General features: G+C 62.0%; 28 protein-coding genes. 17 read left to right on the forward strand and 11 right to left on the reverse strand.

Annotated elements, in window-relative coordinates:
- Positions 1 to 3: 3 nt before the first annotated feature.
- Together Q0936_RS01940 and Q0936_RS01945 are read left to right on the forward strand one after the other, a co-directional pair.
- On the forward strand, positions 4 to 1,206 hold the full coding sequence (locus Q0936_RS01940) for a metal ABC transporter permease (RefSeq protein ID WP_299297691.1): 1,203 nt from the start codon (positions 4 to 6) through the stop codon (positions 1,204 to 1,206).
- Complete coding sequence (locus tag Q0936_RS01945) at positions 1,203 to 2,117, forward strand: metal ABC transporter permease (RefSeq protein ID WP_299297692.1); 915 nt, start codon at positions 1,203 to 1,205, stop codon at positions 2,115 to 2,117. Before Q0936_RS01940 ends, Q0936_RS01945 begins: the two co-directional genes overlap by 4 nt.
- A 5-nt stretch (positions 2,118 to 2,122) precedes the next feature.
- Here the strand turns inward: Q0936_RS01945 and map are convergent, their stop codons facing one another.
- Positions 2,123 to 2,944: a type I methionyl aminopeptidase gene (map, locus tag Q0936_RS01950; RefSeq protein ID WP_299297693.1), complete on the reverse strand. Its 822-nt coding sequence runs from the start codon at positions 2,942 to 2,944 to the stop codon at positions 2,123 to 2,125.
- 54 nt (positions 2,945 to 2,998) lie between these two features.
- Entirely contained in the window at positions 2,999 to 3,715 is a 717-nt protein-coding gene (gene sfsA / locus Q0936_RS01955; RefSeq protein ID WP_299297694.1) for a DNA/RNA nuclease SfsA, read from the reverse strand.
- 48 nt (positions 3,716 to 3,763) lie between these two features.
- Between sfsA and Q0936_RS01960 the strand changes: the two genes are divergently transcribed.
- From Q0936_RS01960 to Q0936_RS01975, 4 genes are read left to right on the forward strand one after another with little or no spacing between them, the layout of a single operon-like run.
- On the forward strand, positions 3,764 to 4,486 hold the full coding sequence (locus tag Q0936_RS01960) for a molybdopterin-binding protein (RefSeq protein ID WP_299297695.1): 723 nt from the start codon (positions 3,764 to 3,766) through the stop codon (positions 4,484 to 4,486).
- Positions 4,483 to 5,199 (forward strand): GNAT family N-acetyltransferase, encoded by a 717-nt coding sequence (locus Q0936_RS01965; protein ID WP_299297696.1) that lies wholly within the window; start codon positions 4,483 to 4,485, stop codon positions 5,197 to 5,199. The genes Q0936_RS01960 and Q0936_RS01965 overlap by 4 nt, the downstream gene beginning before the upstream one ends.
- An 11-nt stretch (positions 5,200 to 5,210) precedes the next feature.
- Positions 5,211 to 5,777 (forward strand): peroxidase-related enzyme, encoded by a 567-nt coding sequence (locus tag Q0936_RS01970; RefSeq protein WP_299297698.1) that lies wholly within the window; start codon positions 5,211 to 5,213, stop codon positions 5,775 to 5,777.
- Between the two features lie 31 nt (positions 5,778 to 5,808).
- Positions 5,809 to 6,759 (forward strand): OmpA family protein, encoded by a 951-nt coding sequence (locus tag Q0936_RS01975; RefSeq protein WP_299297697.1) that lies wholly within the window; start codon positions 5,809 to 5,811, stop codon positions 6,757 to 6,759.
- Positions 6,760 to 6,845: 86 nt separating this feature from the next.
- Here Q0936_RS01975 and Q0936_RS01980 read toward each other — a convergent pair whose 3' ends face one another.
- The 5 genes from Q0936_RS01980 to Q0936_RS02000 all read right to left on the reverse strand — a co-directional run bounded on the left by Q0936_RS01980 (position 6,846) and on the right by Q0936_RS02000 (position 12,293).
- A complete protein-coding gene (locus Q0936_RS01980; protein ID WP_299139021.1) occupies positions 6,846 to 7,751 on the reverse strand; it encodes a LysR family transcriptional regulator in 906 nt (301 codons plus the stop codon).
- 131 nt (positions 7,752 to 7,882) lie between these two features.
- Entirely contained in the window at positions 7,883 to 8,656 is a 774-nt protein-coding gene (locus tag Q0936_RS01985) for a hypothetical protein (RefSeq protein WP_299295365.1), read from the reverse strand.
- Positions 8,653 to 9,132: an RNA polymerase sigma factor gene (locus Q0936_RS01990; protein WP_299139018.1), complete on the reverse strand. Its 480-nt coding sequence runs from the start codon at positions 9,130 to 9,132 to the stop codon at positions 8,653 to 8,655. Before Q0936_RS01990 ends, Q0936_RS01985 begins: the two co-directional genes overlap by 4 nt.
- Before the next feature lie 150 nt (positions 9,133 to 9,282).
- The gene (locus tag Q0936_RS01995) at positions 9,283 to 10,218 is read right to left on the reverse strand and encodes a zinc transporter ZntB (protein ID WP_299295367.1); all 936 of its coding nucleotides are present in this window, start codon (positions 10,216 to 10,218) and stop codon (positions 9,283 to 9,285) included.
- 47 nt (positions 10,219 to 10,265) lie between these two features.
- Positions 10,266 to 12,293 (reverse strand): NADPH-dependent 2,4-dienoyl-CoA reductase, encoded by a 2,028-nt coding sequence (locus Q0936_RS02000; protein WP_299295369.1) that lies wholly within the window; start codon positions 12,291 to 12,293, stop codon positions 10,266 to 10,268.
- A gap of 213 nt (positions 12,294 to 12,506) precedes the next feature.
- Here Q0936_RS02000 and Q0936_RS02005 point away from each other — a divergent pair, with 213 nt between their 5' ends.
- The 3 genes from Q0936_RS02005 to Q0936_RS02015 all read left to right on the forward strand — a co-directional run bounded on the left by Q0936_RS02005 (position 12,507) and on the right by Q0936_RS02015 (position 14,017).
- On the forward strand, positions 12,507 to 12,983 hold the full coding sequence (locus Q0936_RS02005; protein ID WP_299295371.1) for a GNAT family N-acetyltransferase: 477 nt from the start codon (positions 12,507 to 12,509) through the stop codon (positions 12,981 to 12,983).
- Positions 12,980 to 13,462 (forward strand): RNA pyrophosphohydrolase, encoded by a 483-nt coding sequence (locus tag Q0936_RS02010; protein ID WP_299295374.1) that lies wholly within the window; start codon positions 12,980 to 12,982, stop codon positions 13,460 to 13,462. The genes Q0936_RS02005 and Q0936_RS02010 overlap by 4 nt, the downstream gene beginning before the upstream one ends.
- A 69-nt stretch (positions 13,463 to 13,531) precedes the next feature.
- On the forward strand, positions 13,532 to 14,017 hold the full coding sequence (locus tag Q0936_RS02015; protein WP_299377832.1) for a hypothetical protein: 486 nt from the start codon (positions 13,532 to 13,534) through the stop codon (positions 14,015 to 14,017).
- Here the strand turns inward: Q0936_RS02015 and Q0936_RS02020 are convergent.
- The 4 genes from Q0936_RS02020 to Q0936_RS02035 form a co-directional block, all read right to left on the reverse strand.
- Positions 14,014 to 14,610: a GNAT family N-acetyltransferase gene (locus Q0936_RS02020; RefSeq protein ID WP_299295377.1), complete on the reverse strand. Its 597-nt coding sequence runs from the start codon at positions 14,608 to 14,610 to the stop codon at positions 14,014 to 14,016. The two genes, Q0936_RS02015 and Q0936_RS02020, sit on opposite strands and share 4 nt — an antisense overlap.
- Positions 14,611 to 14,662: 52 nt before the next feature.
- Entirely contained in the window at positions 14,663 to 15,652 is a 990-nt protein-coding gene (locus Q0936_RS02025) for an adenosine kinase (RefSeq protein ID WP_299295379.1), read from the reverse strand.
- On the reverse strand, positions 15,649 to 16,293 hold the full coding sequence (nth, locus tag Q0936_RS02030; protein ID WP_299295381.1) for an endonuclease III: 645 nt from the start codon (positions 16,291 to 16,293) through the stop codon (positions 15,649 to 15,651). The genes Q0936_RS02025 and nth overlap by 4 nt, the downstream gene beginning before the upstream one ends.
- A 230-nt stretch (positions 16,294 to 16,523) precedes the next feature.
- On the reverse strand, positions 16,524 to 17,417 hold the full coding sequence (locus Q0936_RS02035) for a GntR family transcriptional regulator (protein ID WP_299295383.1): 894 nt from the start codon (positions 17,415 to 17,417) through the stop codon (positions 16,524 to 16,526).
- Between the two features lie 403 nt (positions 17,418 to 17,820).
- Between Q0936_RS02035 and Q0936_RS02040 the strand changes: the two genes are divergently transcribed.
- From Q0936_RS02040 to rraA, 8 genes are all read left to right on the forward strand, one after another.
- Positions 17,821 to 18,801 carry a tripartite tricarboxylate transporter substrate-binding protein gene (locus tag Q0936_RS02040; RefSeq protein ID WP_299295386.1) on the forward strand — a complete coding sequence of 327 codons (981 nt, stop codon included), beginning with the start codon at positions 17,821 to 17,823 and terminating at the stop codon, positions 18,799 to 18,801.
- 67 nt (positions 18,802 to 18,868) lie between these two features.
- Complete coding sequence (locus Q0936_RS02045) at positions 18,869 to 19,300, forward strand: tripartite tricarboxylate transporter TctB family protein (protein ID WP_299295388.1); 432 nt, start codon at positions 18,869 to 18,871, stop codon at positions 19,298 to 19,300.
- Positions 19,301 to 19,311: 11 nt separating this feature from the next.
- Positions 19,312 to 20,856, forward strand: coding sequence for a tripartite tricarboxylate transporter permease (locus Q0936_RS02050; protein ID WP_299295390.1), 1,545 nt, complete (start codon positions 19,312 to 19,314; stop codon positions 20,854 to 20,856).
- Between the two features lie 50 nt (positions 20,857 to 20,906).
- The gene (locus tag Q0936_RS02055; RefSeq protein WP_299295392.1) at positions 20,907 to 21,992 is read left to right on the forward strand and encodes an isocitrate/isopropylmalate dehydrogenase family protein; all 1,086 of its coding nucleotides are present in this window, start codon (positions 20,907 to 20,909) and stop codon (positions 21,990 to 21,992) included.
- 84 nt (positions 21,993 to 22,076) lie between these two features.
- Positions 22,077 to 22,745 (forward strand): aspartate/glutamate racemase family protein, encoded by a 669-nt coding sequence (locus Q0936_RS02060; protein ID WP_299295394.1) that lies wholly within the window; start codon positions 22,077 to 22,079, stop codon positions 22,743 to 22,745.
- Positions 22,746 to 22,754: 9 nt separating this feature from the next.
- Positions 22,755 to 24,032 (forward strand): 3-oxo-tetronate kinase, encoded by a 1,278-nt coding sequence (gene otnK / locus Q0936_RS02065; protein ID WP_299295397.1) that lies wholly within the window; start codon positions 22,755 to 22,757, stop codon positions 24,030 to 24,032.
- On the forward strand, positions 24,029 to 24,670 hold the full coding sequence (gene otnC / locus Q0936_RS02070; protein WP_299295399.1) for a 3-oxo-tetronate 4-phosphate decarboxylase: 642 nt from the start codon (positions 24,029 to 24,031) through the stop codon (positions 24,668 to 24,670). Before otnK ends, otnC begins: the two co-directional genes overlap by 4 nt.
- A 10-nt stretch (positions 24,671 to 24,680) precedes the next feature.
- A complete protein-coding gene (gene rraA, locus Q0936_RS02075) occupies positions 24,681 to 25,154 on the forward strand; it encodes a ribonuclease E activity regulator RraA (protein ID WP_299295401.1) in 474 nt (157 codons plus the stop codon).
- Positions 25,155 to 25,169 lie beyond the last annotated feature (15 nt).

Consider the following 25,169-nt stretch of genomic DNA (forward strand, 5'->3'; position numbering starts at 1 on the left):
CCCATGCTGGCCGACGCGCTGCTGTTGCAGCTGGGGTACAACGCGACACTTGTCACCATCGGCGCCACCCTCTTGGGCATGGCCGCGGGCGTGGCGGGTACGTTCCTCTTTTTGCGCAAACGCGCGCTGGTCAGCGACGCCATCAGCCACGCGACCCTGCCGGGGGTCGGCCTTGCCTTTATGGTGATGGTCGCGCTGGGCGGTGACGGGCGTGCACTGCCCGGCCTCTTGCTGGGCGCGGGCGTGTCCGCCGCCCTTGGCCTGCTCTGCGTGCAATGGCTGACCGCCCGCACCCGTCTGGGCGAGGACGCAGCCATCGGCGCCGTCCTGTCGGTGTTCTTTGGGTTCGGGGTGGTGATCCTGACTGTGATCCAAACCATGACCGCCGGGCGACAGGCCGGGCTCGAAGGGTTCCTGCTGGGATCCACCGCAGGCATGTTGCGCAGTGACGCAGTCCTGCTGGCCGTCGCCGCCGCCCTTGTGCTGGCCCTTGTCATGCTCCTGCGCCGCCCGCTTGAGCTGGCCTCCTTCGACTCCGGTTACGCGCAGGCCGCGGGCTGGTCGCTGGCCCGCATCGACCTGGCGATGATGGGCATTGTGCTGGTTGTGACCGTCGTGGGGCTCAAGGTGGTCGGCCTGATCCTGATTGTTGCCCTGCTGATTGTGCCGGCGGTGACGGCGCGGTTCTGGACCGACCGCACTGACCACGTGGTGCTGATCGCAGGTGCCGTGGGCGGGCTGTCGGGCTATGCGGGCGCGGCCCTGTCCGCCGTGGCCCCCGCACTGCCCACAGGGCCGATCATCGTGCTTGTGGGCTTTGCCCTGTTCCTTGTGTCGCTTCTGGTGTCGCCGGGCCGGGGGCTGCTGGCCTCGGTGGTCATGCACCACCGCTATCAGCGCCGCGTCCACATGCGTCAGGGCCTGCTGGCTCTCGCACAGGGCCAACCGATATTCGAGGCGCTCACCCGTCGCTTGCTGCACCGTGCGGGCCTGATCCTGCCCGATGGTGTGGCCACGGCCACGGGACAGGCCGCCGCTGCCAAGGCGCTGCTGGACGAAACCCGCTGGTCCATCGTCCGCATGGATCAAAGCTTTGCCGCGGCCGCTACGCGCTATGACGGCCTCACCCCAATCGAAGACGTGCTGACCCCGGACCAACTCCGCGAAGTGGACGCCCGCATCGACGCCCCTCAGGTGGTGGCGTGATGGGGGCTGAATTTGTCGCCTTGTCGCTGCCACCGATCCTGATCGGGATCTGCGTGGCCGTGGCCTGTGCCCTGCCGGGGAACTTCCTGTTGCTGCGGCGACAGGCGTTGATTGGCGACGCAATCAGCCACGTGGTCCTGCCCGGCATCGTCGTGGCATTCCTGCTGACAGGCGTGGTCGCAACTGGCCCGATGTTGATCGGCGCTGCAGGGGCCGCCGTGGTGGCCGTCGTGGCGATCGAGGTGATCCGCCGTCTGGGCCGGATCGAGGCGGGCGCGGCCATGGGCGTTGTATTCACTGCCATGTTTGCGGGTGGTGTGCTGCTGCTCGAACGCTCCGATACGTCGAACGTGCATCTGGATGTGGAACACGCGCTCTTCGGCAATCTGGAAAGCCTGATATGGCTGGATGCGACGGGTTGGGGGTCGTTGGTTGATCCTGCCTCCTTGGCGGGGCTGCCCGTTGAACTGCCCCGCATGGCACTTGCACTGGGCTTGGTGGCCCTGTTTCTTTGGCTATTCTGGCGACCGCTCGCCATGTCGACCTTTGACGAAGGGTTCGCGCGCGGCATGGGTCTGCGCACCGGGCCTTTGGGGCTGGCGCTGGTGGTGGTGTCGGCCATCGCGGCTGTGGCGGCCTTTGATGCTGTTGGGTCGATCATCGTGATCGCGATGTTCATCTGCCCGGCAGCGGCAGCACGTATGATGACCAACCGCCTCGACCACCAAGTCGCGTGGTCGGCGGTCTTTGCGGCACTGTCGGCGATTGTCGGATATGTGCTGGCGGGTTACGGCCCGCTCTGGATCGGCGCGTCCGCATCGGTCAGCGCGGCGGGTATGATCGCCACCGTGTCGGGGCTGATCCTCGCCCTTGCCGCCATCGCCGGACCGCACCGCAAAGCGGTGCAGTGACACGCCTAGTATGTTGGGTGGAATTTGCCCGCCGGAGACAGGGTAAAGATCTCGGCCCCGTCCTCAGTCACACCAACCGAATGTTCAAACTGCGCCGACAGCGATTTGTCGCGGGTCACAGCCGTCCAGTCGTCGGCCAGCGTCTTGGTCTCGGGACGGCCCAGGTTCACCATCGGCTCGATGGTAAAGAACATGCCCGGCTCCAGCACCGCGCCGGTGCCCGGACGGCCATAGTGCAGCACGTTGGGCGGTGCGTGAAACACCCGACCCAGCCCGTGGCCGCAGAAATCACGGACCACCGACATGCGATGGCTCTCGACATAGCCCTGAATGGCGTGTCCGATGTCACCAAAGGTGTTGCCCGGCTTGACGGCCTCAATCCCCAGCATCAGCGCGTTATGGGTGATCTCGATCAGCCGCTCGGCCTTGCGTGGCAGCTTGCCCGCCACGTACATCCGGCTTGTGTCGCCGAACCAGCCGTCCACAATCACCGTCACGTCGATGTTCAGGATGTCGCCGTCTTTCAGGACCTTGTCGCCGGGAATGCCGTGGCACACCACGTGGTTCACACTGATGCAGCTGGCGTGCTTGTAGCCCTTGTAGCCGATGGTGGCGGACGTGGCCCCGGCCTCTTCGACCATTTCGGTGATGCGGCGGTCGATGGCGCCAGTGGTCTGGCCGGGAAACACCAGCGGTGCCATCGCGTCGAGGATCTCGGCGGCGAGGCGACCGGCGGCATGCATACCGGCAAAGTCGGCGTCGTCGTAAATGCGAATGCCATCCTTGGTCAGGCGGCCGCGGGTTTCGTGGTTCAAGGTCTGCTCCATCAGCAAAATGCGTCCGACACTATACTGCACTGCGGCGAAAAGGACCAGTCAAGCCTATGTGTCGACCGGAATGGGCGCGGCCACAGTCACGCCATCAGGCGAAATATGGGTGCCAAGGCACAGGGTTTCCACCCCCGCGCCAGACGCGTGCGCATAGGCCGCAGCGTAGGCCGCAGCGTAGGCCGGGTCGATATCGGCCGCGAGGGCAAAGCGGTCGCAATCCGTGCGCTGCACCAGATAGAGTATCACGGCCCGGTGCCCGGCTTGCGCCATGCGCGCCAGTTCCCCCAGATGCTTGGCCCCGCGCGCGGTCACACTGTCGGGAAATTCGGCCAGTCCGGGCGTGCGCGACAGGGTCACGGATTTGACCTCCACATAGGCATCGGGCAACCCGTCCCCCTGCAACAGGAAATCGATCCGGCTGTTTTCGCCGTACTTCTGCTCGGGCCGCACGGTTCTGTAGCAGTCAAATCCCGGCACCACGCCCGCCTCGAACGCTGCGCGCAGGGCGCGGTTGGGCACGGATGTGTCGACACCGGTGAAGTGGCCCCCGCCATGCTCCACCAGCCGCCAGCCGAATTTCAGTTTCTTCTTGGGGTCGTCGTTCGGCTCCAGCCAGATGCGCATCCCCGGCTCGGCCAGCCCCATCATCGAACCGGGGTTCGCACAATGCGCCACCACCTCGCGCCCATCCTCCAGCGTGCAGTCGGCCAGAAACCGTTTATAGCGGCGGATCAGCGTGGCGGGGACAAGTTCGGTTTGAAAGCGCATGGGCGCAGCCCTATACCGTGGCAGGCCCTGCACACAAGGAGGCCCGCAATGCCCAACCCCACCGCCGCCATGCTCGTCATCGGAGACGAGATCCTGTCCGGCCGCACCCGCGACGCCAATATGCACTATCTTGCAGGCCAACTGACCGAAGCCGGGATCGACCTGCGCGAAGTCCGCGTGGTCAGCGATGACCAACCCGCCATCGTGGCCGCGGTGCAGGCGCTGTCGGCGGCCTATGACACGGTGTTCACCTCTGGCGGCATCGGACCCACCCATGACGACATCACGGCCGACTGCATTGCCGCGGCCTTTGACGCGCATATCGACGTGCGCGCCGACGCCCGCGCCCTGCTCGAAGCGCATTACGCCAAATCTGGGCTGGAACTGAACGCGGCGCGCCTGCGCATGGCGCGCATCCCCGACGGCGCGACCCTGATCGACAACCCCGTGTCCACCGCGCCGGGCTTTACCATGGGCAACGTGCACGTGATGGCCGGCGTCCCGTCGGTGTTTCAGGCGATGGTGGCCAGCGTCCTGCCAACGCTTACCGGGGGCGACCCGCTGGTGTCGCGCACCGTCCGCATCGACCGGGGCGAGGGCGACATCGCGGGGCCGCTGGGCGAACTGGCCGGCGCCTACCCGGACCTCAGCATCGGGTCCTACCCGTTCCAGAAAGACGGCAAATACGGCGCCAATGTCGTGATCCGTGGCACGGATGCCGCGATGGTCGATACCTGCGCGGATGCCCTGAACGCACACTTTCCCGCATGACGACGCCCGCGGCCTTCTACGCAGCACTTGACGGCACATGGCCTGCCGCGCGGCGCATCACGCTGGGGGATTGGACCCTGCGCATCGGTGAGGGCGGTGGCAAACGCGTGTCTGCGGCCACCGCCAACGCACCCGGCGCGGATATCCAGACGGCCGAAACCGCCATGCGCGACCACGGGCAACCGCCGCTCTTTATGGTCAAACCGGGCGAGGACGCGTTGGATCAGGCGCTGGCCGCGCGCGGCTATGACATCGTGGACCCAACCAACGGCTATATCGCCCCGGTGGCCACCCTCACCGATATCCCGATCCCCCGTGTGACCGCCTTTGCCATCTGGGAACCGCTCGCGATCATGGAAGAGATCTGGGCCAAGGGCGGCATCGGCCCCGCGCGGCTGGCCACCATGGCCCGCGCGGAAACAAAGACCGCCATCCTCGCCCGCTGGAACGAAAAGCCCGCAGGGGTGGGGTTCGTGGCCCTGCAAGACGGCATCGCCATGGTCCACGCGGTCGAGGTGCTGGCCCACCAGCGCAGGCAGGGCGTGGCCCAATGGATCATGCGCCGTGCTGCATTCTGGGCGCAGGAAAAAGGCGCACATTCCATCGCCCTTCTGACCACGGCGGACAATGTCGCGGCAAATGCGCTCTACCAAGGCTTGGGTTTTCAACCGATTGGCGGCTATCATTACCGCGCACAGCCGCAACAGACGTGACCGACACCGCCATGACAGACCAGCCCACCGCCCTCGATCTGCCCATGGTCGACCCGCTGCCTGCGCCAACGCAGAAATATTTCGCCATCTGTCAGGACCGGCTTGGCATGGTGCCGAATGTCCTCAAGGCGCACGCCTTCGATATCGACAAGCTGAACGCCTTCACCGGCCTTTACAACGACCTGATGCTCGCCGACAGCGGCCTGACCAAACTGGAACGCGAGATGGTTGCCGTCGTGGTCAGCGCCACGAACCGCTGCCACTATTGCCTGACGGCGCACGGCGCGGCGGTGCGACAACTGTCCGGTGATCCAGCTTTGGGCGAGGCGCTGGTGATGAACTGGCGTGTGGCCGACGTGACCCCGCGCCAACGCGCGATGCTGGCCTTTGCCGAACGGGTCACGCTGGCCTCCGCCCAGATCGAGGAACCGGACAGGCAGGCGCTGCGCGATGTGGGCCTGAGCGACCGCGACATCTGGGACCTGATCAACGTGGCCGCGTTCTTCAACATGTCCAACCGCGTGGCCAGTGCGACCGCCATGGTGCCAAACCCCGAATATCACGGACAGGCGCGCTAGGGCCGTGGAGCAGGGCCGTAGCACGCGATACATGCTGGCCCTTGTGCTGGCTGGCCTGTGCGGTCCCGCAGCCGCCCTGCAACTCACCTTGCCCACCAACGCCCGCGCGACGGCCGCCCGCGACAGCACGCTTGAACTGGTCTCGATTGCTGTTGGGCCATTTGCCGATGGCGCCCTGCCCACGCGCCAGGCCGAGGGCGCAGTGCTGCGCCGGGCCTACCGTTTGCCTTCGCCAGGCCTGACCCCGCTTCAGATCCTTGCCCCGCTGCGGGCGCAACTGGATGCCGCGGGCTACGACATCCTGCTCGACTGTGACGAAGACCTCTGCGGCGGCTTTGATTTCCGCTTTGCCATCGATGTGCTGCCCGCGCCGAACATGTATATCAACATCCGTGCCTTCCACTTTCTCAGCGCCCAGCACCCAGATACGGGTGGAATTGTGTCACTGGTGGCGAGTGCTGCGGCGGGGGCGGGATACCTGCAGATCGTTCAGGTCGGCCCACAGGATGCGCCCGACGCGCCGGTTACAACTGCAAACCCTGCGCCCGCATCCACGCCCGCGACGGTCGCCACCGCGACACCCGCGCCAACTGTGGGTGAAACCGACCTGCAAACCGCGCTTTTGCAATCCGGGGCGGCGGTGCTGCACGGCATCGACTTTGCCGTCGGCACCACAACCCTCAGCAGCCCCGATGCCCCCGAACTCGCGGCACTGGCCGAACTGTTGCAGGCGCGGCCCGGTCTTCAGATCGCGGTGGTCGGCCACACCGACACCGTGGGCGGGCTGGACGCCAACATCAACGTGTCACGGGCGCGGGCACGCGCCGTGCGCGAGGCGCTGATCAATGCACATGGCGTGCCGGGCGGCCAGATCGAGGCCGAAGGCATGGGTTACCTGTCTCCCATCGCCACCAACCTCACCGCCGAAGGCCGCGCCGCCAACCGGCGGGTCGAGGTGATCGTGGTGCGCGAAAGCGAATAGCCACCGATATGGCTCACGGAAAAAGCCCCGGCATTTGAAACGCCGGGGCAGGTGCAACCGAGGGGGAGGTTGGTCGGAAGAAAGTCTTACCAGTCGGACGGGCCCTTGTCGGCAAAGGCATGCACGAGAAAGTCGATGAACGCGCGGACTTTGGGCTGGGTGAACCGGCCGGGGGGATACACGGCATAGATGCCCTGCGTCTCCATCGGCAGATCGGGGATCGCATCCTCGACCAGCCCCTGCTCCATCGCCTCTCCGTAGAGAAAGCTGGGCAGGTAGGCGATGCCCAGACCCGAGATCGCGGCGTTCAGCAGCGATTGCCCGTCGTTCACACTCAGCCAACCGGCGGTGCGCACCTGACGTTTCTCGCCAGACGGTGCGGTCAGTTTCCACACGTTGCCCGAAGACTGGTTGGAATAGTGCAACAGCTTGTGTTCGTTCAGATCGTCGATCTTTTCGGGGCGGCCATACTTGGCGAAATACTCCGGTGACGCGATCATGCGCTTGGTGGTCTCGGTCAGCTTGCGGGCCCGCAGAGTGCTGTCTTCCAGCTCCCCGATGCGCACGGCCATGTCAAAGCCTTCGGAAATCAGTTCCACATAGCGGTTGTTCAGCACCATGTTGACCGTGATGTCCTCGAAATCCTCCAGGAACTCCGACAGACGCGGCGACAGGTGGTTGACCCCGAAATCCGTCGCAACCGAGATGCGCAAGAGGCCCGAGGGCGCCGATTGCATCGAGGTAACAAGCGAATCCGCTTCGCCTGCATCGTTCAGAACGCGGCGGGCGCGGTCGTAATAGGCCAGACCAATCTCGGTCGGGCTGACCCGACGTGTGGTGCGGTTCAACAGCCGGGCGCCCAGACGGGCCTCCAGCGACGACACGTGCTTTGAGACGGCGGACTTGGAAATGCCCATCTTCTTTGCGGCGTCGGTAAAGCCACCTTGGTCCACGACCGTGGCAAATGCTTCCATTTCAGTGAGGCGGTCCATGCCCGTCCCTTTCAATCATGCGGTTCGAGGATCAGGTATCGACCTCAATCAGGGCACAATCAGGGCAGCGGTGGGATAATACTGGGGTTATTGAGGGGATCGTTCATGGCATGGAAACGACCGGTTAACCTTTACGCCTCGATGTCACGGCTCCAGTCACGGAAGGTTTCCGCCTCCTGCGCCAGCGGCGCCGCATCCTCGCCACCGATCAACAGGAACCCGAAACCGGGCGTGTTCCAACGGGCAATGTCCAGCCCTTCGGCCTCACCCATGCTCAGCGGTTTGTCATCCGGCCCCGACGCAATGATGCACAGCGCCACCGGCGTGCCATCCTCGCGCAGGTACGCAATCTGGATCAGCGGTTTGCCGTTGAACCCAAGAACCTGCGCGCGCTTGAACGTCAGACCCTCCGCCACAGGCAAGCCCGTCAGATCAAGGCCCAGCGCATCAGACACACTGGCCAATTGCACCTCGGCCTCTTGCGACGACGGTGTCGCACCCGCCAACGTGGCTGTTGTATAAAGCGCCTGATAACTCGCCACGAAGGAAATCCAGCCACGGGGCTGCGGCTCGGGCGTGCCAAAGCCGGTGAACACGGCCACCGCCAAACCAGCGGCCAGACCTGTGCCAAACAGCCCGACACCCTTGGCCCACAAACCGCGCGGGCGCGCGGCAACCGGCTCGGGGATCACCACGTCAAACGCTGGCATCGGCGGCGCAGTGGCCAACAACGCATCATAGGCATCCACAATCGGTCCCAACGGCAAATCCAGCGCTGCCATGCGTTCGGCCAACACAGCGTCTGTTTCCAGAGCGCCCTCAATCGCCGCATGCAAGGCATCGCCCGCCTCTCCATCCAGAAAGGCGGTCAGTTCTTCATCAGAGAAATGGCGCACGTCCGTCATGTTACCTCTGCCTGCTTCTCGGCCATCTCCGTATTCAGCCGTTTGCGCGCGGCTGCAAGACGGCTCATGACCGTGCCGATCGGAATCTCCATGATGTCCGCGGCTTCCTTGTAGCTGAACCCCTCGACATAGACGAGAACCACGGCTTGGCGCTGCGCCTCTGGCAAGGTGTTCACTTTGTTCAACACCTCACGCGCAACAATATTCACTTCTGTGCCAGGAGAATGATCAGGCAGGTCAATTTCTTCGACAGGGACCAGTCCGCCGCCCGTCCGTACCTTGCGCGACCGCAGCTCGTTCAGCCAGATACGCTGCGCCATGCGGAACATCCAGCGGTCCAGATGGGTGCCGGGTTCAAACTGGTCCGCCTTGTCCAGCGCCCGCAAACAGGTGGTCTGGATCAAGTCATCGGCCCAGTCCCGCCGCCCGGTCAGCGACATCGCGTAGCGCCACAGGCGAGGATAGACCTCTGCCATACCCGCACGCACGGCTTGAATTGATTTTTGCGATGAAGAAGGGATGGGATCGGTCCTGCAAAAGTACTTGTTCCGCAAAAGGACCACGAACACTGCGCACGAACAATGAAATCTTTTGTTAAAATTGTGACAATAAACCGCCTGGGTGGTTCATATCCACTTGAGGCGGCGCAGCAACCAGACCGCGCCCACCGTCATCACCACCAGCGAAATGCACAGCGCGGCAAAGGCCCAGGGCGTGTCGATGCCCGGCATCCCGCCGACGTTCACGCCGAACAGCCCCGTCACAAATCCCAGCGGCAGGAACACCGCCGCCACGATGGACAACAGGTATCCGGTGTGGCCCTGCATCAGCGCGGCCTGCGCGGTGTGGTGGTCTTGTACCGCCGTCATGCGGGAAATCAACGCCTCCAGCTCTTCGACGGTCAGTTTCGCAAGGTTCGCCTGCTCGCGCAGACTGTCGCGGTTGGCCTGGGTGATCAGGCCGCTGTCGATGCCCACCAGCGCCACCAGCGCGTCCCGTTGCGGGGCGAGGTATCGACGCATCCGTATGGCCATGCGCCGTTCCTCGGCCAGTTCGGGGGGCAGCGGCGCGTCGTCGTCCTGCACGCTGTCTTCCATCTCGTCGACACGGCCTGACAGGTCGAACACGGTGTCCTGAACGCGGCTCATCAATCGCGTGGCCAGCGTTGACACAAATTGCATGGGCGTTGCGGGCGCGTCGCCCTGACTGGCCTCGGTCCGCATCGCGTCGAGGGCAAAGACCTTGCGCACCCGCACCGTCACGACCAGTTGTGCCGTCACCCACATCCGCACGGCCACCATCTGATCGGCGGGGCCATCCGCGTTCAGGTTCACGCCCCGCAGGTTCAGCATCAGCCCATCGCCATAGCGGTCCGCGCGCGGTCGCGTTTCTGGCGCGGTCAGCGCCGCCGCCGGGATCGCGGGGACATGCGCCTCAAGATAGGCAGGCAGGTCCGCATCCGTCAGGTCGAAATGCACCCAGCGATAGCCGCCTTCGGGGGCCGTGTCGCCCGCTGCTTCTCGGGGGTCGGTGGCGGTGATGTCATAGGCACAGATGGTCATGGCCTCACGCTACCCACCCGCGCGGCAGGCGGCAACCGCTCTGGGTGTCAGAGCGTGGCGGCCAGCCGTGTGCCTTGATCAATCGCGCGTTTGGCGTCCAGTTCCGCTGCCACATCCGCGCCACCAATCACGTGGCAGGCGATGCCTTCGGCCTCCAGCGCATCGGCGAGGCTGCGGTCGGGCACCTGACCTGCGCACATTATGATGTCGTCGGCTTCGATCAGCGTGGGGTTTTCGCGCGCCTCTCCGAACGAGACGTGCAGTCCGTCGGCGTCGATGCGTTCGTAGTTCACGCCCCCCACAAATTCCACGTCCTTCATCTTGAGCGCGGCGCGGTGGATCCAGCCCGTCGTCTTACCCAGCCGCTTGCCGTGTTTTTCGGCCTTGCGCTGCAACAGCGTGACGTTGCGCGCAGGCGCTTCGGGTTGCGGGCCTTGCGGGGACAAACCGCCGCGATGTTCCTCTGTGTCGGCAACGCCCCATTCGGCCATCCACGCGGGCAGGTTTTCTGTCGGGCTGTCGCCTTCGTGGACAAGGTATTCTGACACGTCGAACCCGATGCCGCCTGCGCCGATGACCGCGACGCGTTTGCCCGTCTCGGTCTTGTGCCGCAGCACGTCGATATAGGAATGGACGTTGTCGCCATCCTGACCGGGGATGCCCGGATCGCGCGGCAGGACACCGGTCGCAATGATCACCTCATCGTAACCTTTCAGTGTCTCGACCGTCGCCTCGGTGTTCAGTTTCACGGTCACGCCCATCTCGGCCACCATGGCACGGTACCAGTCGACGAGGCCCCAAAACTCTTCCTTGCCCGGCACCTGCTTGGCCATGTTGAGCTGTCCGCCAATCTCGTCCGCGCGGTCAAAGACCGTGACGCTGTGCCCTCGCTCCGCCGCCGTGAGCGCCGTGGACAGACCTGCAGGCCCCGCGCCAACGATGGCGATGGATTTCTTTGTCCCTGCGGGGGCGACCACCAGTTCGGTTTCGTAGCACGCACGCGGGTTCACGAGGCACGAGCTGATCTTGCCGCCGAACGTGTGATCAAGGCACGCCTGATTGCAAGCGATGCAGGGCGCGATATGTGCGGCCTTTTCCTCCATCGCCTTGCGCACGAAATGCGCGTCGGCCAGCATCGGCCGGGCCAGCGACACCATGTCGGCGCACCCTGTCGACAGCACCTCTTCGGCGACTTCGGGCGTGTTGATGCGGTTCGACGTAATGACGGGGATGGAAACCTTGCCCATCAGCTTTTTCGTCACCCAGGCAAAGGCCGCGCGTGGGACGGAGGTTGCGATGGTGGGGATGCGCGCCTCGTGCCAGCCGATGCCTGTGTTGATGATCGTGGCACCTGCTTTCTCGATCTCCTGCGCCAGCTGCACGACCTCTTCGTAGGTGGAGCCGTTGGGCACGAGGTCGATCATCGACAGGCGGTAGATGATGATGAAGTCGGTGCCGACCTCCTCGCGCGTCCGGCGCACCACCTCAACAGGCAAGCGCATCCGGTTCTCGTAAGAGCCACCCCAGCGGTCGGTCCGCTTGTTCGTGTGAGTGACCAGGAACTGGTTGAGGAAGTACCCCTCGGAGCCCATGATCTCGACCCCATCATAGCCTGCCGCTTTTGCACGGCCCGCGGTGGCGACGATGTCGCTGATCTGCTTCTCGATCCCGTCCTCGTCCAGCTCGGCCGGGGGGAAGGGAGAGATCGGTGACTTCACCGGAGAGGGCGCCACACACATCGGCCCGTAAGCATAGCGGCCCGCGTGCAGGATCTGCATCGCGATCTTGCCGCCGTTTGCATGCACCCGTTCAGTCACGATTGCATGATTTGCAACATCCTCATCCGTGGTCATCATCGCGGCGCCGGGCAGCACGGACCCCTCGAGATTGGGACCAATCCCACCCGTCACCATCAGACCAACCTCACCCCGCGCACGTTCAGCATAGAACTCGGCCACGCGGTTCCAGTCCTTGGTCTCTTCGAGCCCAGTGTGCATGGACCCCATGAGCACGCGGTTCTTGAGCGTCGTGAACCCAAGGTCCAACGGTGCGAGCATGTGTGGATAGGCTGTCATGGTTCCCTCCCGAACGTGATATCCCCTTGGTGTCAGGTATAGCCCGCGCGATGTCACGCGCAACGCGGCGTCATGCAAACACCACCTGTCCCCGCGGGGACAGGTTTGTGCGGTTTTGCGCGCTGAACACATGCGGTAGGGGTGACACAGAGATATGGGCAGGACGATAGCGACGTTTCTTGCCAGACCCTTTGGCAACCGGACGGTACACCCATGACACAGGCAACAGATATCCACGTACGCCCCACCCTCGACGGAGAGCAGGACGCCCTGGGTCGCATCATGTTCCGCGCCATCCACGAGGGCCACAGCGCTTACACGCCCGCGCAACGCAGCGCATGGTGTGCTGAACCGCCGGCGGGTGCGCCTTGGGCCGCGCGGCTGACCCCGATGACGGTACGTGTGGCCGAGGCCAATGGCGCCCCGATCGGGTTCATGGCGCGGCAAAAGACATATGTCGACTTTACCTTTGTGCTGCCCGACTGGCAGGGGCGCGGCGTGTTCTCGGCCCTCTTTGCCCGTGCAGAGGCGGACGCGCGTGCCGAGGGCCTGCGCCGCCTGTGGGTCCACGCGTCGCTGATGGCGCAGCCCGCATTTGCGGCGCAGGGTTTCCGTGTTATCCGGCATGAAACCGTGCCCCGGAATGGTGAAACACTGGACCGGGCCGAGATGGAAAAGGTGCTGACATGACCCCCGAAGAGATCGAAAAACTGCCCTATCGCAAGAATGTGGGTGTCATGGTGATCAATGCCGAGGGCCACGTCTGGGTCGGCCAGCGCACCGACCGGTACCGCGACGCCTGGCAGATGCCGCAGGGCGGCGTCGACAAGGGCGAGGACGCGCGCGCGGCAGCCCTGCGCGAGCTGGAAGAAGAAACCTCGATCCCTGCGGCCATGGTCGAGATCATCGCGCAAAGCGACGACTGGCTGCCCTATGAGCTGCCCCACGACCTGATCCCCAAGCTGTGGAAGGGTAAGTACCGGGGGCAGAAACAGAAGTGGTTCCTGATGCGGTTCAACGGTGCGGATGACGTGATCAACCTCGATACCGAACACCCCGAGTTCTCGGCGTGGAAGTGGATGGCCCCTGCCGATCTGCCGGACGCCATCGTGCCGTTCAAGCGGGATGTCTATGTGCGGGTGTTGGCGGAATTTGCCGCCCATCTGTGAGGTGATATTGCATATCAGGGCGCTGTGACCCCAGATCAGTGGCACGTGTTCCCGACGAAAGGTCCAACGATGTTGCGTGTTCTGAGTGTTTTGGCCGTGATGGCCCCCCTGCCTGCTTTTGCCCTGTCCTGTGTGCCGCACGGGGTGACAGACGCCTATCATCAGGCCGCTGACGCCGAGGCGGCGTATGTGCCGGTGCTGGGTACGCTCGACTTTGACGCAAGTGCTGCGCCGCAGGTGGATTGGGAGGCCCAGCAGGACACGCCACCAGTGACGCTGATCCCTGCCACATTCAAGGGCGAGGCGCTGACGGTGCGCGGGATTGCGCAACCCTTTGCGACGGATGTGGTGCTGGAGGTGCGTTGCGCCGGGCCGTGGTGCCCACAGCCCCAGCCCGGTCCGATGCTCGGGTTTCTGCGCAAGACGTCGCACAGCTATGTGTTGAACACCAACATCTGTGGTGGGTTCATGTTTGGCCGTCCGACAGATGCGGATGTGCAGCAGGTCAAGGATTGCCTTGCCGGGCGCACATGCAAGCCGCTGGCAAACTATTAGGGCTCAAAGATCGGCACATGCGGCGCCAATGCGCGGTCATAGCCAAAGGTGAGGCGCGGATCGTCGGCAATCTCGATCTTTTGCCGGATCGGCACAAAGCCCGAGCGCCGGTAGAACCCCAGCGCCTGAGGGCTGTCGAGCGTGCATGTATAGACGTGGAACCGTTTGATCGGCTCTGACCATGCGGCGTCGATGGCGGCATTCAACAGGAACCGGCCCGCGCCCGTGCCAATCAGCTCGGGGATGAGGCCGAAATAGACCAGCTCGCATTCCCCATCGACACGGAAATCCAGTTCGAGCAGCGCGCCATCGGTGCCGTCCTTTTGCAGGGTGTAGACATGCAGTTTGGGATCGGACAGCACGGTGTCAATCTCGGCATCGGGCAGTTTCATCCGCCCGAACCACAGCCAATCGGCCCCCACGGATGTATAGATCGCGCGATACCACGGCACAGTCGGCGTCTGGATCCGTGTCAGCCGCCAGCCCTCGGGCGCGGGCACGTCGCGCGTTTCGACCCGCGACAGCATCTCCAGGTGTGTGACCACTGTGGCGACTTTGCCCTTGGGTACATCGTGATATCCGTCGCTCAGCATCGCTTCATTGTTCCTAAAATATGCAAGTTCAACCGCGCAAACCGGGCAAAGGTCAGATCAGGCCCGCAGCGGCAAATTGCTGTTTCATGTCAATCTGGGGGCGTGGGCCGATATGGCTGATGACCTCGGCGGCGCACAGGTTGCCCATCCGCCCGCAGGTCGCCAGATCCGCGCCCGTCGCCATGCCATAGATGAACCCGGCGGCAAACTGGTCACCCGCCCCTGTGGCATCCACTGGTGTGATCGTCTCGACCGGGATGTCGTGGCGCGCGCCGCCACCGATGATCGTGACCCCGTCGCCTGACCGGGTACAGACCATCAGGTCGATCATGTCCGCCGTCTTGGCCATTGACGCCTCAAGGTCGTCGGTTTCAAACAGGGATTTGATTTCGTGTTCGTTGCCGATCACATAGTCCAGCTCGTTCCCGATCATGTCGAGGAAATCGGGCCGGTGCCGGTCGACGCAGAACGGGTCGGAAATGGCGATGCCCGCCTTGCCGCCCGCGCCGCGCGTGAAGCGCGAGGCCTGGCGGAACGCCTCCTTGCCCTTGTCCTTGTCAAAGAGGTACCCCTCAAGGAACATAATCTCGGCGCTTGCGGCGACGGCCTCTGGCACGTCCTCGGGGCCCAGTTCGGTCGAGATGCCCAGATAGGTGTTGAGCGACCGCTCGCCATCGGGCGTGACAAAGATCATGCAGCGTGAGGTCGGCAATTCGCCATCCGGCACCGGCGCGTTCACGAAATCCGTGCCGCTTTCGGCCATCGACTGGGCATAGAACCGGCCCAGCGCATCGTCATGCACCCGCCCGATGAACGCCGTGGGCAGGCCCAGCGCGCCCACGCCCGCAATCGTGTTGGCCACCGCCCCGCCGGGGGTTTGCAGCCGCTCGGTCATGGAAGCATAGAGCACCTCGCCCCGGTCCTGTTCGATCAGCTGCATGATCCCCTTTTCGATCCCCATGAGATCAAGAAAGCTGTCATCAGCATGGGAGATCACATCGACAACGGCGTTGCCGATGCCAGCGAGCGTGTATTTGGTCATTCGGTTTTGTCCTCAAACGGGCAGAGATCGCGGATGATGCAGGTCGGGCATTGCGGCTTGCGTGCCTTGCAATGGTAGCGCCCGTGCAAAATCATCCAGTGGTGAGCGTGCAGTTGGAAGTCTGCGGGAATGTTGTCTTCGATGGCGCGTTCGACGGCGTCCACGGTCTTGCCGGGCGCAATGCCCGTCCGGTTGCCAAGGCGAAAGATGTGGGTGTCGACGGCCTGCGCCGGAAAGCTCCACCACATGTTCAGCACGACATTGGCGGTCTTGCGCCCCACACCCGGCAGCGATTGCAGTGCGGCACGGGAATTGGGAACTTCGCCGCCATAGTCGTCGACGAGGATCTGGGAGAGCTTCATCACGTTCTTGGCCTTTTGGCGGAAGAGGCCGATGGTCTTGATATGCTCGGTCAGCCCCTCAAGTCCGAGGTCGAGCATCTTTTGCGGCGTGTCGGCCACCTGAAAGAGCGCTTTGGTCGCCTTGTTCACGCCTGCGTCCGTGGCCTGCGCCGACAGGGCCACGGCCACCACGAGGGTGTAGACATTCACGTGGTCCAATTCGCCCTTTGGTTCGGGGTCAGCGTCCTGAAACCGGGTAAAGATCGCGCGGATCGTATGGTAGTCGAGTTGCTTGGCCATGGCGCGGGGTTATGGGCGAAGACAGGGCGCGCGGCAAGTGGGCTTGGGTGTGTTTGAGTGGCGCGTGGTGAGTGTCCGGCTGGGGCCAACCTGCGGATACATATGGCAGCGAGCTTTGGAGTCCGACACTATCGGCGAGACTGAAACGAGGCGCTGCATCGATATGCGAGTGGCGATTAGCCAGACGCAGACTGTCGGCGTCGCATTGCGGTGTCTCTGGCATTGTCAGATCAGCGTTCAGACCCGGTTGCATCGGCCGCCCAACTCCAGGTCAAGGGCGACTTGCGCTTGAGCGCGCCGCTCAGGTGCTGGCGCATCCTATAGGACGCATCCACGATGTTTCCGCGTTCCAGCAAGGACAGTATTTCTAGATGTTCGGTGCATTGTTCGACCAACCGCTCGCGGTTGATCTCGGCGCGGTATTCCATCAACCGGCGCATACGGTTGACCCGTTGCAGGGCCATCAGAAAGAACGGATTTCCGGACAGTTTGATGATCTCTTCGTGGAACAAGGAGCCGTTTTCCAACAGCGACTGCCCGTGCGCGACATCCATGTCTATTTCAAGCATGCCTTCCTGTATGCGCCTTTGCTCGTCCAACACTTTGCGGTCGAGTTCGAATGAAGGTTCCAGCATGGCGGCAGGTTCGATCGCCAACCGGAACCTGTAGATCTCGTCAAAGGCTTCGGGGGTTTTGGCGACGGGCAGGAAGCGCCAGCCATATCCTTCTTTGCGTTCTGCCCACCCCTCTCTGGCGGCGCGCACCAAGAGCTCTCCAACCTTGGCCTTTGTCCATCCATACCGTTGCCGCAGCGCCTGTTCGGTGACCTCTTCTGCGATTTCATTGGTCAGCCAATCGTGTGCCAACCTTTGATAGTCGCTGGTTTCTGCGTCGTCCGTAGCGGCCAATTGATCTTTGATCGTCTGGGGCAGTTTATCCGCGACGAAGTATCCACGGTTTTCCTGCCGCACCAGAACGTCCTGTTGTTCCAGGTTGACCAGTGCCTCGCGCACGGGGGTTCTGGAAACGCCATAGCGGTCAGCGACCTGTTGCGCGCTGATATGCTGGCCGCTGTCCAATGCGCCGGAAAGAATGTCGTGAAGAAGCCGTTGTGAAATCTTCATCGAAAGGTCGCTTGTTCGCACCGCTGTTGGCCTTCCCACGTCACAAACCACGCGCAGATTGCACGTTACTCCGTCAGCATAGCTGCATTTGTGCTTTTCTATAATCAAAAATGCAAACTTTTTGCATTTTGCATGGTCGAGAAGATCGGATTCTTACCAGAAAATTGGATTTTTGGTTCGGGAGGTTGGTCGGTCAGGGCGCGGGTTGAGGGGGCGTAAACCTGAAATATGTAGCAAAAACAATTAAATGTGCGGAATCTTCTCCAAGGTGGGTGCCGTTTTGTGGTTTTGTGAGTTCCAAAATCCAGAATAAGATTGGCTTTTTATAACCACATGTGCAATTTTCCTGACCAGCGCGGGAATCGCGCGTCGAAAAACACCATCTGGGAGGAACCACGTGTTTATGAACCTTACTCGCATTGGCGCATTCGCCATTGCAGCGTCCGTGGCTGGCGTGACGACCGCGTCAGCCGAATTCAAAGCTGAAAGCCCTCAGTGCATCGCGCCGTCTAACCCCGGCGGCGGGTGGGACTTTATCTGCCGGACCACCGCGAAATACCTGTTTGACCTGGGTGTCATCGAGGACTCGATGCAGGTCACCAATATGTCGGGTGGCGGTGGTGGTGTTGCGTTTGCGCATGTCACGCAGGAACGCAACGAAGACAACAACCTGATCGTGGCGGCATCCATGTCGACCAGCGCGCGGATCGCGCAGGGCATCTATGAAGGTGCCGAGCAGGACGATGTCCATTTCCTTGCGACCTTTGGGGCGGAATACGGTGCCATCGCGGTAAACGCGGATTCAAAATATCAGACGCTCAACGAGATGATGGATGACATCCTGGCCGATCCAAAGTCTGTTGGCATCGCCGGTGGGTCGTCTGTTGGCAGCTTTGACCATATCAAGCCAATGTTGCTTGCCCGCGAGGCTGGCCTGGCAGACGTCACGCAGATGAAATACGTGTCCTACTCTGGCGGCGGCGAAGCCATGACAGGTCTTCTTTCTGGTTCGGTCGAGGCCTTGTCCGGCGACTTTTCCGAGATGCTGGGTTTCCTTGAATCCGGTGACATCCGGATTCTCGCGATCATGGGGCCGGAGCGCCTGAAGAACTTTCCAGACATTCCGACAGCCAAAGAGCAAGGCTACGACGTGATCGGGGCAAACTGGCGCGGTCTCTACATGCCGGCAGGTGCCTCGGATGAGGCCAAGGCGTTCTGGAGCAATGCCATCCAGACAATGGTTGCCGATCCGGGCTTCCAGGGGACGCTCGAGGCTGCGGCCATGGCGCCCTTCAACAACTTTGGCGACGACATGTACAACTTCGTTGCTGGCAGCATTGAAGACGTGACCAAGCTCTCCAAAGAGATTGGCATCATCGAGTAAGTGCTCTGTCTGGCTGACCCGCCATGCTGTGGGTCAGCCAGCACTCAAGACATCCTGGGAGGACAAAATGAGCGACCGCATCTTTGGCGGTGTCGGGTTGGCGCTTGCCATCTTCTACATCTGGGCCGCGTCCACGATCAAACTCACGTTCATGGTTGATCTCGTTGGACCAAGAACATTTCCCTACATCATTGGCGCGGGGCTGGCGTTGACCTCTGTTTACATGATGATCCGTCCCGACGACGAACCGGACTGGCCAAGCGCAGGCGGTGTGATGGAGATTTTGGCCGCGACAGTTGTCATGCTGCTTTATGGTCGCTTTCTGCCCGAGGTCGGCTTCATCGTTTCGACTGCTTTGGCAACGGCATACCTCACGTGGCGGCTTGGTACTTTGCCGCAGTGGTCGGTGGTCGTCGGCGCGTCCACGTCCGTGGGAATTTACATCGTCTTTCATCTCATTCTTGGCCTGTCGTTGGCCAAGGGCCCGCTTGGTTTCTAGGAGCAAGACTGATGGAAACTCTCTCTCTTCTTGCCGGTGGGTTCGCGCTTGCCTTCACGGCGCAGAACCTGATGCTTGCCCTGATCGGTTGCTTTATCGGTACAATTGTCGGTGCCTTGCCCGGTCTTGGCCCATCGAATGGTGTGGCAATCCTGATCCCGATCGCGTTTTCGCTTGGCCTGGGGCCGATACCATCGCTGATTTTGCTGTGCAGTGTCTACTACGGCGCCCTCTATGGGTCGCGTATCAGTGCCATTTTGCTGAACATTCCGGGTGACGATGCTGCGATGATGACTTGTCTGGACGGTCATCCAATGGCGCAAAAGGGTATGCCGGGGCAGGCGTTGACCCTGTCGGCCATCGCATCCTTTGTGGGCGCATTCATTGCCACCTGGGGACTTGTTTTTCTGGCGCCTCAACTGGTCAAGATTGCGTTGTTGTTTGGCCCGGCTGAATACTTCGTTCTGTATGTCATGGCCTTTGCCACGCTGGGCGGCATCATGAGCAACAATCAGGGCAAGGCGCTGTTTGCAGTGGCGGTTGGTCTCGCCATCGCCATGGTCGGCAGTGACAGCCAGACGGGGTCGCAACGTTTCACCTTTGGTCAGATCTACCTCTTTGACGGGGTCAGTTTTCTGGTTGCGGTTGTCGGGCTGTTTGCCTTGTCCGAGGTGTTCTATTTCCTCGAAAAGCACCACAGCGGGACACGGGGCGATGCCAAGCAGATGAAGATCGGCAAGCTGATGCCCAAGTGGAGCACGATCAAGAGCTGCATCCCGACCATGGGCCGCACCACCGTGATCGGGTTCATTTGCGGGGTTCTGCCCGGATCGGGTGCGACGCTTGGGTCCTTCCTGTCCTATTCGCTGGAAAAGGCGACCGTGGACCGGGACGGCAAGAGCTTTGGCACCGGTGATCCCCGCGGTGTTGTGGCACCTGAGGTCGGGAACAACGCCGCTGCGGGCGGTTCGCTGGTTCCGATGCTGTCGCTCGGTATCCCCGGTTCCGGGACAACCGCCATTCTGCTTGCACTGCTTTTGCAGTTGAACATCACACCCGGTCCGCTTTTGTTTTCCAAAAACCCTGACATCGTCTGGAGCCTCATTGCCTCGCTTTTCATTGCGAACGTGATGCTGCTGGTGATGAACGTGCCGCTCGTCGGGATCTTCACACGGGTTCTGTTGGTTCCGACGCGGATCATGATGCCGATTGTTGCGATGATCTCGGTTGTGGGCGTCTACAGCCTGTCAGGCTCGACCGTGGACGTGATGACGATGGTTGGCTTTGGCCTTTTGGGCTGGCTCTTTCGCAAGTTGGACGTGCCGATTGTGCCGATCATCCTCGGGATCCTTCTGGGCAACGAGATGGAGGTCAACCTGCGTCGCGCCATGACGATCTCGGATGGTGAGTGGTCCATTCTGGTGGGCAGCCCGCTTGCGATCATCCTCTGGGCCATCGCGATCACAGGCTTCCTGTTGCCCGTCATCCTCGGACGCCGCGTGAAGAAGCGCATGGCGGCAGAACTGAACGAAACAAATGCGGCATCGGACACATAACCGATGCGCCAAGACCTGATGGGCTTTGGCAACAAGATAGGAGTAACAAAATGCGTATCATGACACTGCCTTGCGATGGCATTGGGCCCGAAATCATGGCGGCCACCCTCGAAGTGGTGGAAGCCGCGAACAAGCGATTTGACCTGGGGCTGACGTTCCACGAGGAGGAGTCCGGGTTTCCAAGTCTGGAAAAGCACGGGATCACCCTGCGTGATGAAGTGCTTGACCGTGCGCGGACAGAGTTTGACGGCGTGATCCTCGGCACCCAATCGCATATGGACTACCCCCCGGTGGCCGAAGGCGGGCGCAATGTCTCGGCCGGGTTCCGCATTGGCCTTGACCTTTATGCCAATGTGCGGCCCGCGCGCAGTCGGGATTTCTTGCCAAACAAGGCACCCGGCATGGACCTTGTGATCATGCGGGAAGCGACCGAAGGGTTTTATCCGGATCGCAATATGTTCAAAGGCGTGGGCGAGATGATGCCCGACCCTGATATGGCGCTATCGGTGCGCAAGATCACACGACACGGATCGATGCGCATCTGCCGCGAGGCGTTCAAACTGGCCATGCAGCGCAAGAAAAAGGTGGCTGCAATCCACAAGGCCAATTCGTTTCTGATGACGGATGGTCTGTTCCTCGAATGCTTCCGCACGGTCGCCAAGGATTTCCCCGAGGTCGAGACCGAAGAACTGATTGTCGATGCTTTTGCCGCCCTTCTGGTGCGCAAGCCGCATGAATATGACGTCGTGGTTGCTACGAATTTCTACGGTGACATCCTGTCTGATCTGGCGTCGGAATTGTCAGGCTCTTTGGGTCTGGCGGGGTCTATCAATGCCAATGCCGAGACGGGTCTGTGTTGTGCGCAAGCGCAGCACGGGTCGGCGCCAGATATTCAGGGACAGAATATTGCGAACCCGACATCGTTGATTTTGTCGGCGGCCATGATGCTGATTTGGCTGGGTGAGCAACGGAACATTTCAAAGCTCATGGACGCGGGGCAGGCCATTGCTGATGCGGTGGATGCTGTCATCGATAACCCTGCGACACGCACCAGAGACCTTGGCGGCACGGTCAACACCGACGCCTTTGGATCGCTGGTTGCCCAGATGGTTTCCAAAGAGGCCGTTGCCGCTTGATGTTTCTCCCTGCGGGCAGCTTTGCCCGCCTCTCTTGGCGGCGGAGCCATTCACGCTCCGCCGCCCCTTACCAAAGCAAGTGATATGACCCGTCAGCCCAGGATTGCGTTGATACATGCAACGCGTGTTGCAATTGACCCCATTGAGGCCGCAGCGACAGTGTTGTGGCCCGAAGCAGAGACCATTTCCATTCTGGAGGAAGGGCTGTCCGTCGACAGGCAAAAGACCCGAGAGCTGTCCGGTGACATGTTACGGCGTATTGTCGATCTGACCCGCTATGCAGAAGCGTCACAGGCCGACGGTGTCTTGTTTACCTGCTCTGCCTTTGGAGCGGCGATAGATCGCGCAAACGCTGAGGCGTGCATTCCTGTCATGAAGCCGAACGAGGCCATGTTCGATGCCGCATTCGCTCATGGTGATCGTGTGGCGATGATCTATACCTTTGCGCCCGCTGCCGCGGGGATGGAGGAAGAATTTCGCGAAGCCGCCAGAGAGCGTGGCAGTGATGCGGAGATCACATCCTATTTCTGTGATGGCGCCCTTGAGGCCAAACGCGCAGGGGACGATACGACACACAACCGACTGATCGCCCAAACCGCGCGCACGATCGAGGGGGCGGATGTTGTCCTGTTGGCGCAATTCTCGATGGCGGGCGCCGCGGGTGACGTGCGCAGTGCGACCTCTGTTCCCGTTCTGACAAGCCCCGAAGCCGCGCTGACGGAAATCAAGCGCCGCGTCGAGTCAAATGGATAAGGAAAGCCCATGCAGATTGGCGTCATTGCGGATGATTTTACGGGTGCAAGTGACATTGCAAATACATTGGCCAAAGGTGTCGGTCCCGAAGGTGGGCTGCGCACGGCGCAGTATGCAGGTGTTCCTGACGGGTCGGCGGATCTGAAAATCGAGGCGGGTGTCATTTCGCTCAAGAGCCGTTCGGCCCCGGTCGATGAGGCGGTTCGGGACAGTCTGGCGGCCCTCCATTGGTTGCTGCGGCAAGGGTGCACACAGATCATTTTCAAATATTGCTCCACGTTTGATTCAACGCGGGAGGGCAATATCGGCCCGGTTGCTGATGCATTGGCAGATGAGATGGGCGCGAACGGCGTTGTCGTGTGCCCCGCGTTTCCGACAACGGGTCGCACGGTCTATCAGGGGCATCTGTTTGTGAATGATGCGCTGCTGAACGAAAGCGGCATGGAAAATCATCCGCTCACGCCGATGACGGATCCCGACATTCGGCGCTGGCTAGGGCATCAGACGGCGTCCTCCATCGGTCATCTGCCTTTGACGACCGTGGCGCAGGGACCCGAAAAGGTGCAGGCGGCCTTGCGGGAAGCCACGGACCGCTTTGTGGTCGCGGATGCGGTGAGTGACGACGACCTTTTGACCCTCGGTGCTGCCTTGGCGGAGGCACCGTTGATCACCGGCGGGTCGGGCATCGCGCTTGGTCTGCCTCGCAACTTCCTTGGCCAAACATCACGGCAAGACCGTGTATCTCAGCACCCGGCGATTTCGGGGCCAGCCGCCATTCTGTCCGGGTCGTGTTCAGGGGCTACGCGCGGGCAAATTGATGCTCATGAAAAGAACCACCCCTGCCTTTCGATTGACGTGCCTGGTGTGATGAACGGGACCGTTTCTGTCGAAACGCTCGTGGCGTTCTTTGACGCCAATCAGGACAACCGCCCCTTGGTCTATTCCTCTGGCGCGCCGGAACACGTCAGGGACTTGCAGGAACAGTTTGGCCGCGACGCGGTTGCTGCGAAACTCGATGCCTTGTTTGCGGATACGGCACGCGCGCTGATCCAAAAGGGGTACCGGCGTATCGTTGTCGCCGGGGGCGAGACGTCAGGGGCCGTAGCCCAAGCCGTTGCACAGGAGCGCGCCGCCCCGGCGATGTTGATCGGCCGCGAAATTGATCCCGGTGTTCCGGTCCTGACTGTGGGCCGATCCGATCCGGTGGCATTGGCCCTCAAGTCCGGGAATTTCGGCTCTGCGGATTTCTTTGCCAAGGCGCTGGACGTGATGGAAGCCGACACATGACAGAGGCAGAACAACACTTGCGGCATGACATGGTGCGTTTGTGCCGATCCCTTTTTGACCGTGGTTTCTCGGTCGGGTCGGCGGGGAATGTGTCTGCAAAGCTGCCGGACGGTATCCTCATGACACCAACAAATTCGACCCTTGGGTCGTTGGAGGCCGAGCGGATTTCCAAGCTCGACGCGGCGGGCAATCACGTCTCCGGGGACAAGCCCTCGAAGGAAGTGTTTCTGCATCAGGCTTTCCATGAGACCCGCCCGGATGCCGGGGCTGTGGTGCACTTGCATTCGACATGGGCCACAGCCGTCTCTTGCCTGCTCGACACAGACCCCGATGACTGTATCCCGCAACTGACGCCCTATGTCGTCATGCGCGTGGGGCGTGTTAAACAGTTGCCCTACGTCAAGCCTGGCGATCCCCGGACCGGGGACATGATCCGCGATCTGAAGGGGGCGTACAGTGCCGTGTTGCTGGCAAACCATGGGCCTGTCGTGACCGGAAAGAACCTGTTCTCGGCGGTTTGCGCGGCGGAGGAACTGGAAGAAACCGCCAAGCTGGTCGTTGCCCTTCAGGGTAAAAGGACGCGGCACTTGACCGACGCACAGGTTGCTGAATTACGGGCCACGTTTGGACAGATATGAGGACCTTTAAATGAAAACTGCTGACTTGATCGATAGCCATGCTGCGGACCTATCGCTGGTCCATCTGCCATTCCGGCAGTTTGGAACCGTGTCGGACTTTGCCGCGCCCATACAGACGATCCGCTGTTTTGAGGACAACACCGTCCTGCGCGCCCAGCTTGAGACGCCGGGCGAGGGGCGCGTGCTGGTCGTTGATGGCGGCGGATCGACCCGGATTGCCATCCTTGGGGACATCCTTGCCGATCTTGCGATCAAGAACGGGTGGGCCGGGCTGGTCATGAACGCCGCCATCCGTGACAGCGCTGAGATCAATGCCATGAACACGCTGGTCTTTGCACTTGCCACCAGCCCGGTGAAAAGTGCCAAGCTGGGATGGGGCGAGGTTGGTGTCGAAGTCAGCTTTGGTGGCGTCACATTTGCGCCGGGCGATTGGGTCTATGGCGACGCGGATGGCGTCTTGCACAGCACGAAGAAGCTGGTCTGACACCGGATCGCGCCC

The sequence above is a fragment of the uncultured Tateyamaria sp. genome (assembly GCF_947488715.1).
Classification (GTDB): Bacteria; Pseudomonadota; Alphaproteobacteria; order Rhodobacterales; family Rhodobacteraceae; genus Tateyamaria.

Bases quoted from the DNA above. Each gene is read 5' to 3' on its own strand.
- Q0936_RS01940 (WP_299297691.1), top strand. From the start codon at position 4: ATGCTGGCCGACGCGCTGCTGTTGCAGCTGGGGTACAACGCGACACTT.
- map (WP_299297693.1), bottom strand. From the start codon at position 2,944: ATGGAGCAGACCTTGAACCACGAAACCCGCGGCCGCCTGACCAAGGAT.
- sfsA (WP_299297694.1), bottom strand. From the start codon at position 3,715: ATGCGCTTTCAAACCGAACTTGTCCCCGCCACGCTGATCCGCCGCTAT.
- Q0936_RS01960 (WP_299297695.1), top strand. From the start codon at position 3,764: ATGCCCAACCCCACCGCCGCCATGCTCGTCATCGGAGACGAGATCCTG.
- Q0936_RS01965 (WP_299297696.1), top strand. From the start codon at position 4,483: ATGACGACGCCCGCGGCCTTCTACGCAGCACTTGACGGCACATGGCCT.
- Q0936_RS01970 (WP_299297698.1), top strand. From the start codon at position 5,211: ATGACAGACCAGCCCACCGCCCTCGATCTGCCCATGGTCGACCCGCTG.
- Q0936_RS01975 (WP_299297697.1), top strand. From the start codon at position 5,809: ATGCTGGCCCTTGTGCTGGCTGGCCTGTGCGGTCCCGCAGCCGCCCTG.
- Q0936_RS01980 (WP_299139021.1), bottom strand. From the start codon at position 7,751: ATGGACCGCCTCACTGAAATGGAAGCATTTGCCACGGTCGTGGACCAA.
- Q0936_RS01985 (WP_299295365.1), bottom strand. From the start codon at position 8,656: ATGACGGACGTGCGCCATTTCTCTGATGAAGAACTGACCGCCTTTCTG.
- Q0936_RS01990 (WP_299139018.1), bottom strand. From the start codon at position 9,132: ATGGCAGAGGTCTATCCTCGCCTGTGGCGCTACGCGATGTCGCTGACC.
- Q0936_RS01995 (WP_299295367.1), bottom strand. From the start codon at position 10,218: ATGACCATCTGTGCCTATGACATCACCGCCACCGACCCCCGAGAAGCA.
- Q0936_RS02000 (WP_299295369.1), bottom strand. From the start codon at position 12,293: ATGACAGCCTATCCACACATGCTCGCACCGTTGGACCTTGGGTTCACG.
- Q0936_RS02005 (WP_299295371.1), top strand. From the start codon at position 12,507: ATGACACAGGCAACAGATATCCACGTACGCCCCACCCTCGACGGAGAG.
- Q0936_RS02010 (WP_299295374.1), top strand. From the start codon at position 12,980: ATGACCCCCGAAGAGATCGAAAAACTGCCCTATCGCAAGAATGTGGGT.
- Q0936_RS02015 (WP_299377832.1), top strand. From the start codon at position 13,532: ATGTTGCGTGTTCTGAGTGTTTTGGCCGTGATGGCCCCCCTGCCTGCT.
- Q0936_RS02020 (WP_299295377.1), bottom strand. From the start codon at position 14,610: ATGCTGAGCGACGGATATCACGATGTACCCAAGGGCAAAGTCGCCACA.
- Q0936_RS02025 (WP_299295379.1), bottom strand. From the start codon at position 15,652: ATGACCAAATACACGCTCGCTGGCATCGGCAACGCCGTTGTCGATGTG.
- nth (WP_299295381.1), bottom strand. From the start codon at position 16,293: ATGGCCAAGCAACTCGACTACCATACGATCCGCGCGATCTTTACCCGG.
- Q0936_RS02035 (WP_299295383.1), bottom strand. From the start codon at position 17,417: ATGAAGATTTCACAACGGCTTCTTCACGACATTCTTTCCGGCGCATTG.
- Q0936_RS02040 (WP_299295386.1), top strand. From the start codon at position 17,821: ATGAACCTTACTCGCATTGGCGCATTCGCCATTGCAGCGTCCGTGGCT.
- Q0936_RS02045 (WP_299295388.1), top strand. From the start codon at position 18,869: ATGAGCGACCGCATCTTTGGCGGTGTCGGGTTGGCGCTTGCCATCTTC.
- Q0936_RS02050 (WP_299295390.1), top strand. From the start codon at position 19,312: ATGGAAACTCTCTCTCTTCTTGCCGGTGGGTTCGCGCTTGCCTTCACG.
- Q0936_RS02055 (WP_299295392.1), top strand. From the start codon at position 20,907: ATGCGTATCATGACACTGCCTTGCGATGGCATTGGGCCCGAAATCATG.
- Q0936_RS02060 (WP_299295394.1), top strand. From the start codon at position 22,077: ATGACCCGTCAGCCCAGGATTGCGTTGATACATGCAACGCGTGTTGCA.
- otnK (WP_299295397.1), top strand. From the start codon at position 22,755: ATGCAGATTGGCGTCATTGCGGATGATTTTACGGGTGCAAGTGACATT.
- otnC (WP_299295399.1), top strand. From the start codon at position 24,029: ATGACAGAGGCAGAACAACACTTGCGGCATGACATGGTGCGTTTGTGC.
- rraA (WP_299295401.1), top strand. From the start codon at position 24,681: ATGAAAACTGCTGACTTGATCGATAGCCATGCTGCGGACCTATCGCTG.